Annotated in this window: 17 protein-coding genes; 9 read left to right on the top strand and 8 right to left on the bottom strand. The window is 45.1% G+C overall.

Annotated elements, in window-relative coordinates; genetic code table 11:
• On the bottom strand, positions 1–1,169 hold a 1,169-nt coding region (locus GW12_RS14955), incomplete at its 3' end, for an iron-containing alcohol dehydrogenase (protein WP_081403515.1).
• Between the two features lie 116 nt (positions 1,170–1,285).
• On the opposite strand from GW12_RS14955, the gene GW12_RS14950 reads away from it, so the two are divergent.
• Genes GW12_RS14950 through GW12_RS14935 form a run of 4 tightly spaced genes read left to right on the top strand, consistent with a single transcriptional unit; the run spans position 1,286 to position 5,022 of the window.
• Entirely contained in the window at positions 1,286–1,792 is a 507-nt protein-coding gene (locus tag GW12_RS14950; protein WP_034589115.1) for a low molecular weight protein-tyrosine-phosphatase, read from the top strand.
• 10 nt (positions 1,793–1,802) lie between these two features.
• Entirely contained in the window at positions 1,803–2,837 is a 1,035-nt protein-coding gene (gene murB, locus GW12_RS14945; protein ID WP_034589112.1) for a UDP-N-acetylmuramate dehydrogenase, read from the top strand.
• A gap of 11 nt (positions 2,838–2,848) precedes the next feature.
• Positions 2,849–3,979, top strand: a complete 1,131-nt coding sequence (locus tag GW12_RS14940; RefSeq protein WP_034589110.1) for a YdcF family protein — start codon at positions 2,849–2,851, stop codon at positions 3,977–3,979.
• Positions 3,979–5,022: an alpha/beta hydrolase gene (locus tag GW12_RS14935; RefSeq protein WP_034589109.1), complete on the top strand. Its 1,044-nt coding sequence runs from the start codon at positions 3,979–3,981 to the stop codon at positions 5,020–5,022. Before GW12_RS14940 ends, GW12_RS14935 begins: the two co-directional genes overlap by 1 nt.
• A 58-nt stretch (positions 5,023–5,080) precedes the next feature.
• Here the strand turns inward: GW12_RS14935 and GW12_RS14930 are convergent, their stop codons facing one another.
• Entirely contained in the window at positions 5,081–6,751 is a 1,671-nt protein-coding gene (locus GW12_RS14930; RefSeq protein WP_034589107.1) for an FMN-binding glutamate synthase family protein, read from the bottom strand.
• A 465-nt stretch (positions 6,752–7,216) separates the two neighbouring features.
• Entirely contained in the window at positions 7,217–8,218 is a 1,002-nt protein-coding gene (locus GW12_RS14925; protein WP_034589106.1) for a YafY family protein, read from the bottom strand.
• Positions 8,219–8,450: 232 nt separating this feature from the next.
• On the opposite strand from GW12_RS14925, the gene GW12_RS14920 reads away from it, so the two are divergent.
• The 5 genes from GW12_RS14920 (at position 8,451) to GW12_RS14900 (ending at position 12,654) form a co-directional block, all read left to right on the top strand.
• Positions 8,451–10,010: a circularly permuted type 2 ATP-grasp protein gene (locus GW12_RS14920; protein WP_034589104.1), complete on the top strand. Its 1,560-nt coding sequence runs from the start codon at positions 8,451–8,453 to the stop codon at positions 10,008–10,010.
• 23 nt (positions 10,011–10,033) lie between these two features.
• Positions 10,034–10,636, top strand: coding sequence for an alpha-E domain-containing protein (locus tag GW12_RS14915; protein WP_034589101.1), 603 nt, complete (start codon positions 10,034–10,036; stop codon positions 10,634–10,636).
• The gene (locus GW12_RS14910) at positions 10,633–11,415 is read left to right on the top strand and encodes a transglutaminase family protein (protein WP_034589099.1); all 783 of its coding nucleotides are present in this window, start codon (positions 10,633–10,635) and stop codon (positions 11,413–11,415) included. The genes GW12_RS14915 and GW12_RS14910 overlap by 4 nt, the downstream gene beginning before the upstream one ends.
• A gap of 12 nt (positions 11,416–11,427) precedes the next feature.
• Entirely contained in the window at positions 11,428–12,162 is a 735-nt protein-coding gene (locus GW12_RS14905; protein ID WP_034589097.1) for a proteasome-type protease, read from the top strand.
• A 72-nt stretch (positions 12,163–12,234) separates the two neighbouring features.
• A complete protein-coding gene (locus GW12_RS14900; protein ID WP_034589096.1) occupies positions 12,235–12,654 on the top strand; it encodes a BLUF domain-containing protein in 420 nt (139 codons plus the stop codon).
• Between the two features lie 66 nt (positions 12,655–12,720).
• Here the strand turns inward: GW12_RS14900 and alr are convergent, their stop codons facing one another.
• The 5 genes from alr to rpsF form a co-directional block, all read right to left on the bottom strand.
• Positions 12,721–13,791: an alanine racemase gene (gene alr / locus GW12_RS14895; protein ID WP_034589091.1), complete on the bottom strand. Its 1,071-nt coding sequence runs from the start codon at positions 13,789–13,791 to the stop codon at positions 12,721–12,723.
• Positions 13,792–14,021: 230 nt separating this feature from the next.
• Entirely contained in the window at positions 14,022–15,464 is a 1,443-nt protein-coding gene (gene dnaB / locus GW12_RS14890) for a replicative DNA helicase (protein WP_034589088.1), read from the bottom strand.
• Positions 15,465–15,679: 215 nt separating this feature from the next.
• Positions 15,680–16,126 (bottom strand): 50S ribosomal protein L9, encoded by a 447-nt coding sequence (gene rplI, locus GW12_RS14885; RefSeq protein WP_034589086.1) that lies wholly within the window; start codon positions 16,124–16,126, stop codon positions 15,680–15,682.
• Positions 16,127–16,135: 9 nt separating this feature from the next.
• The gene (rpsR, locus tag GW12_RS14880) at positions 16,136–16,363 is read right to left on the bottom strand and encodes a 30S ribosomal protein S18 (RefSeq protein ID WP_004719336.1); all 228 of its coding nucleotides are present in this window, start codon (positions 16,361–16,363) and stop codon (positions 16,136–16,138) included.
• A 12-nt stretch (positions 16,364–16,375) separates the two neighbouring features.
• Positions 16,376–16,762, bottom strand: a complete 387-nt coding sequence (rpsF, locus tag GW12_RS14875) for a 30S ribosomal protein S6 (protein WP_034589084.1) — start codon at positions 16,760–16,762, stop codon at positions 16,376–16,378.
• Positions 16,763–17,094: the final 332 nt, after the last annotated feature.

Here is a 17,094-nt window from a genome sequence, read left to right as displayed (position 1 = left end):
TTACGGCTAAAGGGATAAATCGCCTGATAGATTTGTAGAGCATCTTCTACATTCATTTCCCGCGGATTGTTTTGTAGCAGGCGGGTCTGTTTCATGGCATCTTCCGCCAGCAATAACAGCATGTGTTCTGGAATATTCAGTTGGTTCAGTTTCATTGGAAGGCCACTGCGTTCCAGATGGTTATTAAAGTGGTCAATAAACAGATCGGTGAGTCCGTCATGGCAGCCTTTGCTATGCGGATCGAGCCAGGTCATCAGTTCCGCATATTTCTGTTTGGCGGCAGGAGCATTAAATTTCAGTACTTCGGTCAACACGATGGCATTGCTATGCCCATGTGACAGGTGGAAATGTCCACCCAACGGATATGCAAGAGCGTGTACGGCACCCACTGGCGCATTGGCAAAAGCCTGACCAGCCAGCATGGAGCCGACCAGCATATTCTGGCGGGCTTCCAAATCATCGCCATTCTCCAGTACTTTTTGCAGGTTAGCATTGAGCAAACGCAAGGCTTGTTTCGCCAGCATATCCGAATAGGGATTCTTCTTGATCTTGGAAGTATAGGCTTCGATGGCATGTACCATGGCATCAATGCCGGTCGCTGCGGTGATATGTCGCGGCAAATTTTGGGTAAAGGTGGCATCCAGAATTGCGGTATCTGCAAATAGATAAGGAGAGACAATGCCGGTTTTGGTGGTTTCACCCGTGGTGACAATGGAAATAGGTGTCACTTCTGAACCGGTACCCGCCGTCGTTGGAATCAAAATTAAGGGCAGGCGTGGGCCTTGCACTTGATCTATCCCATAGATTTCATTTAAACACTGATGTTGATGAGGGTGACTTAAAACAGCAATCAGTTTGGCCACATCCAATGAACTGCCGCCACCAAAACCAATCACCACATCAATCTGTTCCTGACGGGCAAAAGCGACTGCATCCGCGACAATATGTTCAGGGGGATCAGCCTGCACATCGGCATAGATGGCATAATCCAGTCCGGCAGTCTCAATAATATTTAAGATTTCCTGATGCAGATTCTGCTGAATCATGCCTTGATCAGTCACCAGTAAGGCACGCAGGTATTTGCCACGCTGTAGAATTTGGTGCAGCTCTTGAATGGTTCCGAGACCAGCTATGATGTTCGAAACAGTCTGAAATTGAAATCTTTGCATGGCTGCTTCCTTAATTTTTATCCAAATTCATATTATTGTGCGGTTGTGATATAGGATTCACTATACAAATAACTTAACATAAGAATCCTGAAAAGAAAGTATCGCTGAGGTTGTTTATGTCATCCAGAACGCCATATAAGGTGTTATGTGTTTGTTTGGGAAATATTTGCCGTTCTCCCACGGCCGAAGTGGTCCTCAGACACTATTGTGATGTACATAACTTGAATATTGTGGTGGATTCAGCAGGAACCAGTAATTATCATCCGGGTAAAGCGCCGGATTTACGCAGTCAGGAACATGCGCTTAAGCGTGGTTATGACCTGTCTGGATTACGTGCTCGCCAATTAAAGTTACGAGATTTCATTGAATTTGATCTTATTCTAGCCATGGATCATGACAATTTGAGTGATATTCTCGCTCTTCAGGCACGTGCCAGATACGAGCTGGGACAGTTACGTGCTGAAGTGGCTTTAATGAGTGAATATGATCCGGAATATCCAAAACAGGCTGTGCCTGACCCATACTATGGCGGTGCGCATGGTTTCGAACGCGTACTGGATCAATGTGAATCCAGCAGTCTGGCCTGGATTAATGTCTTTAAAATGCAACAAAAACGAGCTTAAGGTTTAAGACATGCAAATCCAAACACAGGTTCAACTTAAACCTTTTAATACTTTGAGCCTGGATGCAGTCGCATCCCATTATTGCAAGGTTCAATCGACGGATGACCTGATTCATGCACTGGATTTTGCTAAGCAGCAACAGCTGAATATCCTGATCTTGTCGGGTGGCAGCAATATGCTTTTGCCAGAAAAAATTCATGCATTAGTGCTGCATATGGATATTCAGGGTATTGAGCTACTGGATAGTGATGATCAGATGCAACGCCTGCGTGTGGGCGGTGGTCAGGTCTGGCATGATTTCGTGTTATGGACGACTCAGCAAGGTTTTTATGGCCTACAAAATCTGGCCTTGATTCCGGGGTTGGTGGGCGCATCTCCGGTACAGAACATCGGTGCCTATGGCGTCGAAGTGGGTGAGTTTATTGAATCGGTTGAAGTCTATGACCGAGAAACCCAACGCTTTGACTCGATCAACGCTCAAGACTGTGATTTTGCTTATCGTCACAGTATTTTCAAGGATCAGCCGGGACGCTATATCATTACCCATGTGGTCTTTCATCTATTAAAACAACCGGATTTAAAATTGAACTACGGTGATCTTAAAGCTGCCGTTGGGGAGGAGCAGACGCCGGAAAATCTGGAACGCCAGGTGATTCGAATTCGTCAGAGCAAATTGCCGGATCCAAAAGAATATCCAAATGTCGGCAGTTTCTTTAAAAACCCGATTGTGGACCAGGCTGACTTTGACCAAATTGCAGAAAAATTCCCGAATTTGCCACATTATTCACAGCCGAATCATCAAGTTAAAATGGCCGCAGGCTGGTTGATTGACCAGAGTGGCTGGAAGGGCAAACAGCTTGGTCCGGTTGGCATGTTCCACAAACAGGCGTTGGTATTAGTCAATTATGCCAATGCTTCATTGAAGGATGTCCGTGCCACTTATCAAGCGGTGCAAGCCGATGTATACGCCAAATTTAATGTCGCACTGGAGCCGGAACCGGTGTTGTTTGGTGAAGATGGCTTGATTCGTTCACATCAGGATTAAAGGTTAAATAGATGAAGAAAGGGTATGGGATGTTACGATTGGTTCAGGCAGTCGCTGTACTGTTTGTACTGTTCGGACTGTATCTGATCTTCCTCTATTCTCCATTTTATTCCACATTGGTGGTCAAAGGCCTGAATTATTTTGTTCCGGTAGAAGTGAATCAGGTCGCAGCACAAAGCCAGAAACAGGCGGCTTTAAGTGTCAACGAAAACCTGGAACCGGGTTCAGAACAGTGGATTGCCCGTCAGGCTTATCTGCGGGTGATGGAAGAAGATATTTCCAAGAATCAGTCACAGAACCTGTCCCTGATTCAGGCACGTTATAAAGCCTTGCAGCAGTTGCTGGAAGATGAACGCGAAGCTGAAGCAGAGAAGTCTGAACAGCAAAAAATTCAGGTGCCTTTGCTGGCAAATGAAGCTGCTGTATCAGAAGCGCAAGCAGATGATCTGACAGATTTGCTCAATTTGAAGGATGGCGCCAATACGGCTCAGATGGAAGAGTATGTCGATTTTCTGAAAAATTATGACATCGAAGCACATCAGGAAAAGCTGGCCCAAATCAATAATATTGAATTTGCTGAAGATCTGGAATCGATCAATCATAAAGAACAGCCGGTTTCTGAATCTGAGATTTCGAAACCTTATGCGATTGTGGTACTCGGTGGTGGTCTGACTCTGGACAAAAATGGCAAAGACATTGTGGTGAATGACTACACCCGTCTGCGTCTGGAAAAAACCCTGGAAGTGGAAAAAGCGTATGACCTGCCAATCGTTCTGAGTGGGGTGGAAGCGCCGTATATGCAGCTCTGGTTGCAGAACTATGCTGTGGATGCCAAACTTCTGGAGGACCGCAGTATGAATACCTGTGAAAATTCGCGCTTTAGTTCGCTGCTATTACAGAAAAAAGGTGGCGCACCAACGGTGATTTTGATCACGGACCGCTATCATATGCCACGGACACGCCGTCTGTTTGCCTTAAATGGCATTCAGACCATTCCAGTTGAAGCGCCAATGCCACAGCAGTTGACCCGATGGCGGCCAAGTGTGCAAAACTATGACCATAGCCGACGGGCGAATTATGAACTGCTGGCCACTTTGCGTGACGTGTGGTTCGGATCCAGTGACTGTCGAGAGGTACCTTAATGTCTGATATCCCATTCTTAAATCCGACGATACTCAAGCAGCTTGAGTTACCGGTGCCGAGCCGTGACATCACGCCGACTTTGCTTGAGCCGTTGAATCTGAATCGGGAGATGCAGCCATCCCTTGAGTTGCAGGCCTATCGCAAGTTATATGGCTTTGATTCACTGGATTGCAAACACTGGCAAGGTTATGTCGAGATGCCGCTGTTCAAGCTGCATGTACAGGTATTTGAGCCAGACTTAAGCAAAACTCAGTTTGACAAAATTCAAGGCACAGTCTTCCTGCTACATGGTTATCTGGAACATAGCGGGATTTACCAGCCGATCGTGAAAGAACTGCTGGAAGAAGGCTTCAGTGTCCTGACTTTCGATTTGCCAGGGCATGGTTTGAGTAATGGTTCATCAGCCAATATCAAGAATTTTGACCATTACCAGCAAGTGTTACATTCGGTACACCGTTATGTTCGTCAAGCAGCACAATTGCCACAACCATGGTTAGGGATCGGACAAAGTACTGGTGGTGCGATTTGGATGCATCACCTGCTGGAATTTGCAGAACGTCGTGAAAATCCGTTTGTCGATCGCGTATTGCTACTTTCACCATTGATTCGCCCAGCCAAAACTGCCTGGTGGCATAATCCATTAGGACTTGGCATTATTCGCAGGATCAAGCGCGAAGTGCCACGCCATTTCCGTCGCAATAACCATAACCCGGAATTCCTACGTTTTGTTCGTCTGAAAGATCCGCTACAGCCCCGCATGATGGGCATGGACTGGATTCTGGCCATGTCACGTTGGATGCAGGAGATGGAAGAACGTCCAGCTTGCCGTATTCCGGTCTGGTTGGCGCAGGGGGCACAGGATCAAACCGTGGACTGGCGCTATAATATCGAGTTTATTCGCCGGAAATTCCGCTTGCAGACTTTGTTGATGCTGGAAGAAGGTTCACACCAGCTGATTAATGAACGTGCGGATATACGGGCGGCTTTGACGGGTCTGATACCAGCTTTTCTGCACGCCAAGGCGAGTCGTACTTATTATTAAGTTATTGAATGTGTTAAGTATGGCTTAAAAAGGCGATCCTATGAGATCGCCTTTTTCATTAGAATTTTTCAACGGTTGCCCGGTTCCACATACGGTAATAGAAGTTTTCTTCATCGCGATCGGAACAATGCAGCAGTTCATTTTCTTTCATCCAGAAGTGCAGCTGGGCATAGTTTTTAATCTCATGACTATTGATGCGCTGTGCTAGTTGATGTGGTTTAATCCCGGAAGGATGACAAACACCTGCCGATGCAATCATTTCCGATAACGCTTTTAAGGTATTGCGGTGGAAGTTATAGACACGTTCAGCTTTGCTTGGCACGTGTAAAGCCTTCTGACGGTGTTTATCTTGAGTAGTTACACCGACAGGGCATTGATTAGTATGGCAACTTTGTGCCTGAATACAGCCCACTGCAAACATGAAACCACGCGCCGAATTGACCCAATCTGCACCAATTGCGATCGTACTGGCAATATCGAACGCGCTAATGATTTTTCCACTTGCACCAATTTTAATCTGTTTACGTAAGCCTGCGCCCACTAATGTATTATGAACAAACAAAAGTCCTTCGCGCAGCGGTGTACCAATATTATCAATCAGTTCAATCGGTGCTGCACCTGTGCCCCCTTCTGAACCATCGACCACAATAAAGTCTGGAATAATTTTGGTATGCAGCATGGCTTTGACGATACTCATAAATTGCCAGGGTTGACCTAGGCACAATTTAAAGCCGACCGGTTTGTCACCCGATAAATCACGTAATTGCTGGATAAATTCCATCATCTCAATTGGCGTACTAAAAGCTGGATGAGCGGAAGGGGAAACACAGTCATGTTCCCGGCTGATGCCACGAATCTGAGCAATTTCTTCAGAAATTTTGGCTTTGGGGAGAATACCGCCGTGTCCAGGCTTGGCCCCTTGTGAGAGTTTGATCTCAATCATTTTCACCTGTGGCAGTTTGGCTTTTTCAGCAAACTGGACTGGATCAAACTGTCCATCTAAGGTACGGCAACCGAAATAGCCACTACCAATTTCCCAGACAATGTCACCGCCATATTCAAGATGGTAGGGACTGATACTACCTTCACCGGTGTCATGGTAGAAATTTCCTTTTTTGGCACCGAGATTCAGGGCACGAATGGCATTGGCACTCATACTGCCAAAACTCATCGCCGAGATATTCAGGATCGAAGCACTATAAGGCTGTTTACACTGTTCATTGCCAATGGTAATCCGGAAAGTTTCCGGATCAGCCGGTGGGCATGGCATGATGGAATGCGTGACAAATCTATAGTCATGCTGGTAAACATCAATGATCGAGCCAAAGGGCTTATCAGAATTTTCATTCTTGGCACGTTGATAGACCAGACTGCGTTGCATACGGGAAAATGGCAGGGCATCACGATCCGCTTCAATAAAATACTGACGGATTTCCGGACGGAATTCCTCAAACAGGAAACGGAAATGTCCCATGATCGGGTAATTTCGGAGGATGGAATGCCGGTGTTGCAGTACATCATACAGCCCCACCAGACTCAGCACCGCAGTGACAATCCACAGGGTATTGACCAGGGTTTCAGGCAGAAAATAATAAATATAACGAGGATGATAACCGATATGAAATCCGGTAATAATCAAGGCAATCAGGATACAGGTGAGCCAGGCCGAATAACGAGAAAAGAACGTATTTAGCAATTTATGCCGAACGAGTTGTGCTGGATTGGCCATAAAATGATTGATTCCCTATTGTTCTTATCCATGCAATTGATTTTCAAGGATGAAGGCATTTATACAAGAACAAAATTGTTATTCCGGTTGAAGTGATAGATTGTGCTTTAAAAGTTTAGATTATTTTTTAGACAAAATAGATATGTTTAGAAGAATAAATTTTATGCAGAAAATCAGAAAAAGGCTTCGATTCTTATTATTTCACAGTCAGTACAGACAAGGTTAAAGTACGGTTACACCAACACAGCGGAGAAGAGCGTATGACGAAAAAAACCATTCGGTTCAATACTGCAGAGCTGGCTTGCTCATGTATGTGATGACCTTAATTATGAGACTTCCAAACTGCATATATCTGGGGTGTTTAGATGGATATATGCAGCATCATCAGCCGATTAACCAGAATAATGACAAAAAGATTATAAGAAATTATGAGTCCCGGGAATGGGACTTTTTTATTGCCTGTAATTAATCCTCATCTTCCTGATGCACTGCACGAGCCACTTCTGCAGGTTCAATCTGTTTGATCTTATTGCCAAAGCTGCGCAGCCACCAAGTCAGCTGTGAGGTAAAAGGCACAGTCGCACTAATCAGCACCATGCCATCTTCCATTTTCTCGATCTGCTGGTCGCGACTCAGCTGGCTTTCTTCAAAGAAAATTGCATCAGCTTCGGTCATTTTTAGCTTAAGTAGGATATTTTCAGTTGGTTTATTGAAGTCAACCCGGAAGCCTAAAGCTCCAGATTCAATATATTCATCAATATCAAAATTCACCGGATGCAGGGCACGGGTATTCAAGACATTCGCCGATTTAAAGCGATGTAGAGCAAAGGTCTGAATGTCAGATTTATCATGACGGGTACAGACCAGATAGATGATCGAGCCTTTTTGTACTAGTGCCAGGGGATTCAGAATATAAGTCTTTTCTTCGCTATTTTGGAAGCGGCCCTGATAAACACATTCCAGTTGTTTGTCCTGCAATAGACCTTCATAAATGGCCTGCTGTGCCTGGCGATCAACCAGTGGCGGAATCAGAGGTTGGGTCGCTGGAACGATACGTACCCGGTTAATCCATTGCCGTACATTATTCTGGGTAGACAGACTGCGACGTGCCAGATCAAACCAGGGATTCATTTCCTCGACCAGACTGGGCGGTAGCAGGTGCTTCAGGTGTTCCTCAACCATCATAAAGGTCACCGCCTGAGAACTGGTCATATGTGGCAGACTCTGGATTGGCGCATCGGCACGCCAGCGCCAGCCTTGGGGAATGGTCTTGCTGCTTTCGATCGGAAAACGCTGTGCCAGCTGGTTCAAATCACGCTGAATGGTGCGCAGACTGATCTCGACACCTTCGCGTTCCAAGATCTCTTGCAATTCGCGCGTACCCATCCATTTGCCAGTACTGAGACGGGACAATATCTGCCATTGGCGATAAAGGCTATTGGAAGTTTCTTTTTCTTGTCCGGTCATAAGCTGAATTCAGTGGCAATAAAATGGAAAAGGAACATTAACACAATAAAAAAACTCCATTTTTTTCGCAAGTTTTTTAGGTAAACAAGCATAGCAGAATGGATACACAATGGTGCGAAAATGCCATTGAGTTGCAGAAGAATAAAGGGGTTAATGGTAGGGCATTACACCGTATGGCATGGATATTGCTTTGTTTAACATACAATTTGATTACAATTATTAGAGGGTTTGTATGCTAAAAGAAAATCAGGATACAAATGTTACTCCGACTCTTGAGAGCTTTAATACTACGGCGACAATAGGTTCCAGTTTTGCAGATAAGGACACGGTGGGAACTTCTACATCCAAACCTCTACAGATCCTGCAGCAAATGGCTTCTAAATTCTATAATGAGATGCGTGATGACCCAAACATCACGGGTCAGGCTGGCTTAAGAATTGAAGAGTGGCTTTCACAGCATACTTTAGATGAACTTAATGCGCTTAACCAACTGGCAAAAGAGCATTTCCTTTACGAAGGGATTACCTTTACGGTTTATGGTGATGCGGAAGGCACTGAACGGACCATTCCATTTGACATCATTCCACGTGTGATTGCACGCAAGCAATGGAATACGGTGGCTTTAGGTTGTGAACAACGGGTTAAGGCGCTGAACCTGTTCTTGCATGACATCTATCATCAGCAGGATATTTTAAAAGTCGGTATTGTGCCGGAAAAGCAGGTACTCACTCATGAGGCGTACCAGCCACATATGTACCAGCATAGCCTGAAAGGGGGAATATACAGCCAGATTAGTGGCGTAGATATTATCCGTGATTCCAAGGGAGAGTTCTATGTGCTGGAAGATAACCTGAGAACACCGTCTGGTGTGTCTTATATGTTGGAAAGTCGCAAGATTAGCGAAAAGCTAATGCCGAAGCTGTTCGAGCAGACCAATATTGCCGGCGTTGAGCAGTATCCACAATTACTCAAAGAAATTCTGCGCGAAAACTCACAGAAAGATAATCCGTTTATCGTGGTGCTGACACCAGGTCGCTTTAATAGTGCTTACTATGAGCATGCTTTCTTGGCAAGGGAAATGGATGTGCCATTGGTGACATCACGTGACCTTTTTGTAGAGAACGCGAAAGTATATGTAAAAACTATTCGTGGCCGTCAGCAGGTCGATGTTATTTATAGACGTGTCGATGATGCCTATCTCGATCCACTTTGTTTCAAACCGGATAGTACCCTGGGTGTGCCTGGTTTGATGTCTGCTTATCTGCAGCATAATGTGGTCATTGCCAATGCACCGGGTACGGGTGTCGCAGATGACAAATCGATCTATCCATATGTGGACAAGATGATTAATTTCTATCTAGGTGAACAACCAATCCTGAAAAACGTACCAACCTATCAATGCCGTGAGGCAGAAGATCTTAGTTACGTGTTAGATCACCTGGAAGAACTTGTGGTGAAAGAAGCCCAAGGTTCTGGCGGTTATGGCATGCTGATTGGGCCGCAAGCGTCCAGACAGCAGATTGAAAGCTTTAGAGCAAAAATCAAGGCAACGCCGCATTTATATATTGCGCAGCCGACCCTGGACCTTTCCGTCAGCCCAACCTTGACCAGCTATGGCATTGCAGAACGTCATATTGACTTGCGTCCATTCGTGCTGAGCTCGCCATACCGTACCGAAATTGTACCGGGTGGCTTAACCCGTGTCGCAATGCAGGCGGGTTCTCTGGTGGTGAACTCCTCGCAAGGGGGCGGAATCAAAGACACTTGGATTGTCGACAACCTCCACTCATAACAATGCCAAAGAAGGATTTCGTCATGATCTTACTGAGTTCCAATGCAGAACATATTTTTTGGCTGGGTCGCTATCTGGCACGTACCCAGTTTTTATGTGCCCATTTCCCATTTTTGGAGGATGAGGCTGCCGTAGCTTATGCACATGCCTTCTGTCTGCCAGCATTTGATGCCAGTTCCCTAAATGAACTGGTACTGGACCCAGCGCAGCCCTATTCATTTCACCAGCAATTTAAAATTGCTAAAGACAATATTCAGGAATTGCGTGGCATTTTGTCTGCCAAAGCCTATGCAGAACTGAACCGTCTGATTAAAACGGCTGACCAAAATGCCGGTTATATCTGTGATGTGGTGCCTGATTGTCAGGATATTCTGGAAGGCGAATCTCCTGGTATCTTCCTGTTCTTTAGCCTGGGCCAGTGTCTGGAACAGCTGGATCAGCAGATGCGTCTTGGTGAAAGTACCGCAGTTACCATTTCCAAGGTCGACTATGTCATTGAAACCCTGGTGCAGATGGGCTGGAATGATCTGGAAGAGTACTGGGACCAGTTGCGTAAAAATACCGATCTGAACAATTTCTACCAGTTCAGCGACTATATCCATCACATGTTTGAGAACAATGTATGAAGTTGATGGTGAATCACCAGACCCATTATAGCTATACCGCACCAGTTGCCAGCAGTATCCAGTATATCAAGATGATGCCAGCTACGAATGCACATCAGCAAGTGCATTACTGGGATATCAGTGTTCCAGGACAACGTGAAATGAGCAAAGATGCTTTTCATAATGTCTGGATGGTCAGTACACAGCGCACACCATATCAGTCGATGACCATCATGGCACAAGGTATGGTAGAGCTGAATCCATTACGTTCAGAACAGAGTATGAGTGATTCCATTAATCCCAACCTGTTTCTGCAGCCTACAGAATGTACGCTGTGCAACGAAGCCATGAAGGATTTTGCCAAGTCGCATATACCGATTATTAGCCGTCAAAACCTGATGGCCTTGGCGCAGGCTGTGCTGGAACATGTGCCGTATATCAGCAATAGCACCTCGGTACATGGTTCAGCGATAGATGCGTTTGAGGCACGCCAAGGGGTATGCCAGGATCATACTCATATCTTTATTGCGATGTGCAAATACTTAGGTTTGCCAGCGCGTTATGTCTCCGGCTATTTATTTGCACAAAATACTTCGCATCTGGCTAGTCATGCCTGGGCCGAAGTCTTTATTGACCAGGCTTGGTATTGCTTTGATGTGAGTAATCAGTTATTTGTACCGAGTGCGCATATTTATGTCGCTATAGGACGTGACTACTGGGATGTTGCCCCAGTACGTGGAGTAAGAGAAAAGGGCGGAGTGGAATCCATGCATTCCATCGTCCAGGTTTTAAGTTGTTAATAAGGACATAGGATGACTTATTGTTGTGCGCTTCGTTTAGAAGAGGGGATGGTCTTCATCAGTGATACACGGACCAATGCAGGTGTAGACCATATATCAGTGTTCCGGAAGCTGTATACCTTTGGGATTGATGGCGAACGGGTCATTGTGATTCAGACTTCGGGGAATCTAGCAACGACGCAAGCCGTGGTTGGCAATATTAAAAATCAGCTGGAGTTGGGCGAAGCACCAAATATTCTGAGTGTGCGCACGATGTTTGAAGTGGCGGAACTTGTTGGCCGTACCCTGAAAGAGGTGATTGCCAGTGTCACCACTGATCCGGAAGAGCAGAGCAATTATTATTGCACTTTACTGGTGGGTGGGCAGATTGCAGGTCAAGATATGCAGCTCTATCACATTTACCCGCAAGGTAATTTTATCTGTGCTACCAGTGATACACCATATTTCCAGATCGGGGAAAGCAAATATGGCAAGCCAATTCTGGATCGAGCGCTCAGTTATGACATGCCGCTAGATGAAGCCTTGCGCTGTTCACTGATTTCTTTTGCATCGACACTGCGTTCTAATGTTTCAGTGGGGATGCCGCTGGATGTACTCGTTTATCCAAAAGATAGCCTGAAAATTCCAGAAGGTAAGCGCATTCAGGAAGAGGATGAGTATTTCACCACGATTTCCAAGCAATGGTCAGATACCTTGAAGAAGGGTTTACAGGCCCTGCCGAAACCGACGTCGGATTATTTCCAGTAATCCTGTCTATTCAGGCCTGAGTGCGTTACAGTGTGCATGCAAAACTAAAATATTCAACAGTTTGAGGTAAGCATGCACCAATTTTGTTATGCCAGTCAGAGTACCTCTGAGAAGGCTGTTTTACTGGAAGATTTAGCCAATATTCTGGCTGAAGCACGTGACTTTAACTACCGTCATGGGCTAACTGGGGTTTTATATTTCGCAGATGGATATTTTTTTCAGTGTCTGGAAGGCACTTTAGAGCATCTGGAATTACTCTATGAAAAGCTATGTAAAGATCCACGTCATGACAATATCAAACGTTTTGCCTTACGACCGGTAGACGAGATTTATTTTGCTGGCTGGTCGATGAAATATATTTCCCGTCGTGATGTCATTCGGGACTTTTGTATCAGTATGGGCTTTAACAGCTTTACCCCTCATGCTTTTGAACAGCAGCATGTTGATGCGTTGTTAGAGCAGTTACGTTCGCAGGATGAAGAGGCGGCTTAAAGCAAATTAAGATTCCATAAAAAAGCCCATTTCTAGATGGGCTTTTTTGATTTTGAAATGGGTGACTTAAACCAGTTTACGCACTGGACGGCCAGACATACGGCAGAGTAATTCATAGCCGATGGTGCCATTAGCTTCAGCCACGTCATCGACCAAACGATTTTTACCCCATAGTTCGACTACAGTACCAAGTTCCAGATTTAAACCAGTTGCATCAATCGCGATCATATCCATCGCGACACGACCAATCACACGGGTCTGCTGACCATTGACTGCGACATAGTTCTGTTTCGGGAAAGCACGTGGATAGCCGTCACCATAGCCAATCGAAACAATTGCTAGGGACATATCCTGGTCTGCCGTGAAAGTTGAGCCATAACCGACATGTTCACCGGCTTTAATGTTATTCAGCGCAATTACTTCGGCGGTAAAGGTCATCACTGGTTTGATGTCTAAGTCATGCACAGTTTTATCAGCAAATGGGGTTGCACCGTACAGCATGATTCCCGGACGGACATAGTCAAAATGCAGTTCAGGGTATTTATAGATTGCTGCCGAGTTACAGCAAGACCCCATCAATGGTGCACAGTCATTCTTCACTTCCAGGAACTGCTGGATTTGTTGTGCATTTAATGGATGTTCTGCATCGGCATTGGCAAAGTGCATGGCTAATACGCAGGTAAAGCCTTCAGCTTTCAGTTGATTGATCACATCTTTAATCACATCAATTTTAAAACCAAGACGGTTCATACCACTGTTGAGTTTCACCCAGACTTTTAAGCCTTTAGCGATATAAGCTTCTTTATTGGCCAGTAACCAGTCTAATTGTGGCTGGTGATGTACGATCACTTCAACATTCTGGTCAATCACCACCTGCATTTCATCAGCAGAGAATACGCCTTCAATCAAAGTAATCGGTTGCTGGTAACCCTGTTCACGAATTTCCAGGGCTTCTTCCAGACAGGCGACCCCAAAGGCATCACTGTCTTTTAAGGCTGCTAAGCAGTCTTTAACTCCATGTCCGTAGGCATTGGCCTTGACCATGCTGACGATTTTAGCGGTTGGGGCAAGTTGTTTGACACGGTTTAAATTATATTGCAGTGCTTCACTGTCAATATAAACTGTAGCTTGGCGCACCCTAGATACTCCTTCGGGATGACATAAACAATAGCGTGTGAGATACACGGAAAGCGGGAGAGAAATAACGGAATTGATAAAACAAAAGCGTTCATTTCAAAACTGCCAATATTGTAGACCTATCCAGCAAAAATGCACATGCTAATTCATGGCTTTTCCTGAATAGCAGACTACTTCAATAAAAAAGAGACGATCAACGTCTCTTTTAGAATTGGATATAAACTGGAAACTTATTCTTCATCATCATACTGCGCATAGAACTCAGGTGACAGGTTGCTAAAGCGCGTATATTGACCTTCAAAGGCCAGACGTACCGTACCAATTGGGCCGTTACGCTGTTTACCAATAATGATTTCCGCGGTACCAGCTTCCTTGGATTCCTTGTTATAAACCTCGTCACGGTAAATAAACATGATTAAATCGGCATCCTGCTCGATCGCGCCGGATTCACGAAGGTCGGACATCACTGGGCGTTTGTTTGGACGGTTTTCCAGAGATCGGTTCAACTGTGACAGGGCAATCACAGGGCAGTTCATTTCTTTGGCTAAGGCTTTTAAGCTTCGGGAAATTTCCGAAATCTCACCCACACGGTTATCGCCCATACCTGGCACTTTCATTAATTGCAGGTAATCGACCATGATACAGCCGAGCTTGCCGCCGTGCATTTTGGCAATACGGCGTGCACGGGCACGTACCTCGGTAGGTGGTAGTGCAGAGGAGTCATCGATATACAGGTTCTTTTCCTGCAAATGCACGATAGTACTGGTCACTTTAGACCATTCATCGCTGTCCATTTTACCGGAACGTAAATGCCCCTGATGCACGCGACCGAAAGAAGAGATCAGACGCATCGCGATCGAATCTGCTGGCATTTCCATCGAGTAAACCAGTGCAGGCAGATTGTTATTAAATAGCACACTTTCGACCAGGTTCATGGCGAAAGTGGTTTTACCCATAGAGGGGCGTGCTGCAACAATGATCAGATCGCCAGGTTGCATGCCGGAAGTCTTATTATCCAGTTCTACGAACCCTGTTGTTAAACCGGTAATTGAACCTTCCAGTTGTGACAGTTCATTCAACTTATCAAACACGTCTGCCACAACGGTATTAATCGCTTTCGGGCCGGCATTTTTCTTGTTGTTATTGTGCTGTTCGGCCAGCTGGAAAATATTGGTTTCAGCCAGGTCCAGAATTTCTGAGACCGGACGGCCTTTGGTGTCATAGGCCTGTTGCAGGATCTCAGTGCTGACCTTGATCATGTTGCGCAGGGTAGAGAATTCCTTGATCTTGTTGGCATAGGTTTCAATGTTATAGAAACTTGAAGGCGAGTCTGCCATCAGCTGCATCAGGTATTCTTCACCACCTGCTGCATCCAGCAGGTTCTGTTTGATCAGCCAGTCATGTACCAGTACTGCATCATAGGGTGAATTTTCTTTAGACAGCTGTTCAATCGCACAGAAGATATATTTATGACGGGTTGCATAAAAATCACTTTCAGTCAGTACGTCACCTACCTGTTCAAAGGATTCGGCAACCGTCATTAAGGCAGCAAGTACGGCTTGTTCAATCGCTAAATTGTGAGGAGGGGTACGGAATTCCTTGAGCTGGGTAGGTTCAGCAACAAGTTCTGGTTTAGCGTTGGATTGCTTTGTGCTGGCATTCGCCTGTGACATATAAAGCCCTGATTTTTAATACAATGGTTTAAATAATCTCGGAGATGGATAGCAACTATCAACTACGAAATGAAATGATACGCGCTCTTCAGAAAAATGCGAATAGTATTTTTTCTTTCCTGCTTAAAAATAATAGACTGAACAGTGACCATTTGAGGAAATTTACAGATAAAAAAAGAGCATGCGAAATGCATGCTCTTTTTTGTGGTTAGAAATTACTCAGCTACGATAGTAACCAGAACTTCTGCAACAACATCATGGTGCAATTGGATTGCGATGTTGAATTCACCAGTGTTGCGAAGTGCGCCGTTAGGCAGGCGAACTTCTGAACGGTCTACAGTCAGACCAGCATTTGTCAACGCGTCAGCGATGTCACGAGTACCGATAGAACCGAACAGTTTACCTTCATCACCAGCTTTCGCAGTGATTACGATGTTCACTTCGTTCAATTGGTCAGCACGTGCTTGAGCAGCAGCCAATACTTCAGCTTCTTGTTTCTCAAGTTCAGCACGACGAGCTTCGAAAGCAGCAGTATTAGCTTCAGTTGCAGCAACTGCCTTACCTTGAGGGATCAGGTAGTTACGGCCGTAACCAGCTTTTACAGATACTTTATCACCCAGTTTACCTAGGTTTTTAATGCGTTGTAGTAAGATAATATCCACAGCTCAACCTCACTTGTGATTGTCAGTGTAAGGGATCAATGCCAAGTAGCGAGCTTGTTTGATAGCAAGAGCCAATTGACGTTGGTAACGAGCTTTAGTACCTGTAATACGGCTAGGAACGATCTTGCCGTTTTCAGTGATGTACTGTTTTAAAGTGTCGATATCTTTGTAGTCGATGTACGTAACGTTCTCAGCTGTAAAGCGGCAGAACTTGCGACGACGGTAAAAACGTGCCATGTTAGGTTCTCCTTATGCTTCAGCAGAGTCTTGAGCTTGTTGTGCTTCTTCACGTTGAGCTTTACGCGCACGTTTTTCTTCAGCACTCTTAGCCAGTAGTGACTCTTCAGTGATAGCGTTTTCACGACGGATGATAAGACTACGAATGATTGCGTCGTTATAACGGAATAATTCTTCTAGCTCATCAAGAGTAGTTTGACCACACTCAACATTCATCAGGATGTAGTGAGCTTTGTGGATCTTGTTGATTGGGTAAGCCAATTGACGACGACCCCAGTCTTCAAGACGGTGGATTTGACCATTAGCTTCTTTGATGTGAGTCAGGTAACGTTCTACCATACCCACAACTTGATCGCTTTGGTCTGGATGTACCAATAGTACGATTTCGTAGTGACGCATTGTCAGCTCCTTACGGTTTAAACAGCCCCTGACAAAAACTGCCAGAAGCAAGGAGTCACAACCGAGGTTGTGTCGCATAAGATGCGAAGCGTGAAGTTTAGTGGTTTTCCTTAAGAATTACAACAGAAATGACGGGAATCGCCTATTAAATGTGCGTTTTAGCTCTGTATGAGAATTTAAGAATATGAACAGGAAAACGAGATTTTTATTAGTTAGAACTATATAAACTTACTAAAAGAAAGTTGTGTGTCAAAATGTAAGTGAAGAAATTAGAGTTGGGGTCGATTTAAAGCACAATTTAAAAAGATGATAAGAAGGCGGGGGGAGAAGAG

Source organism: Acinetobacter sp. HR7, from assembly GCF_000773685.1.
Lineage (GTDB): Bacteria > Pseudomonadota > Gammaproteobacteria > Pseudomonadales > Moraxellaceae > Acinetobacter > Acinetobacter thermotolerans.
This window is presented reverse-complemented; position numbering and strand designations above follow the sequence as displayed.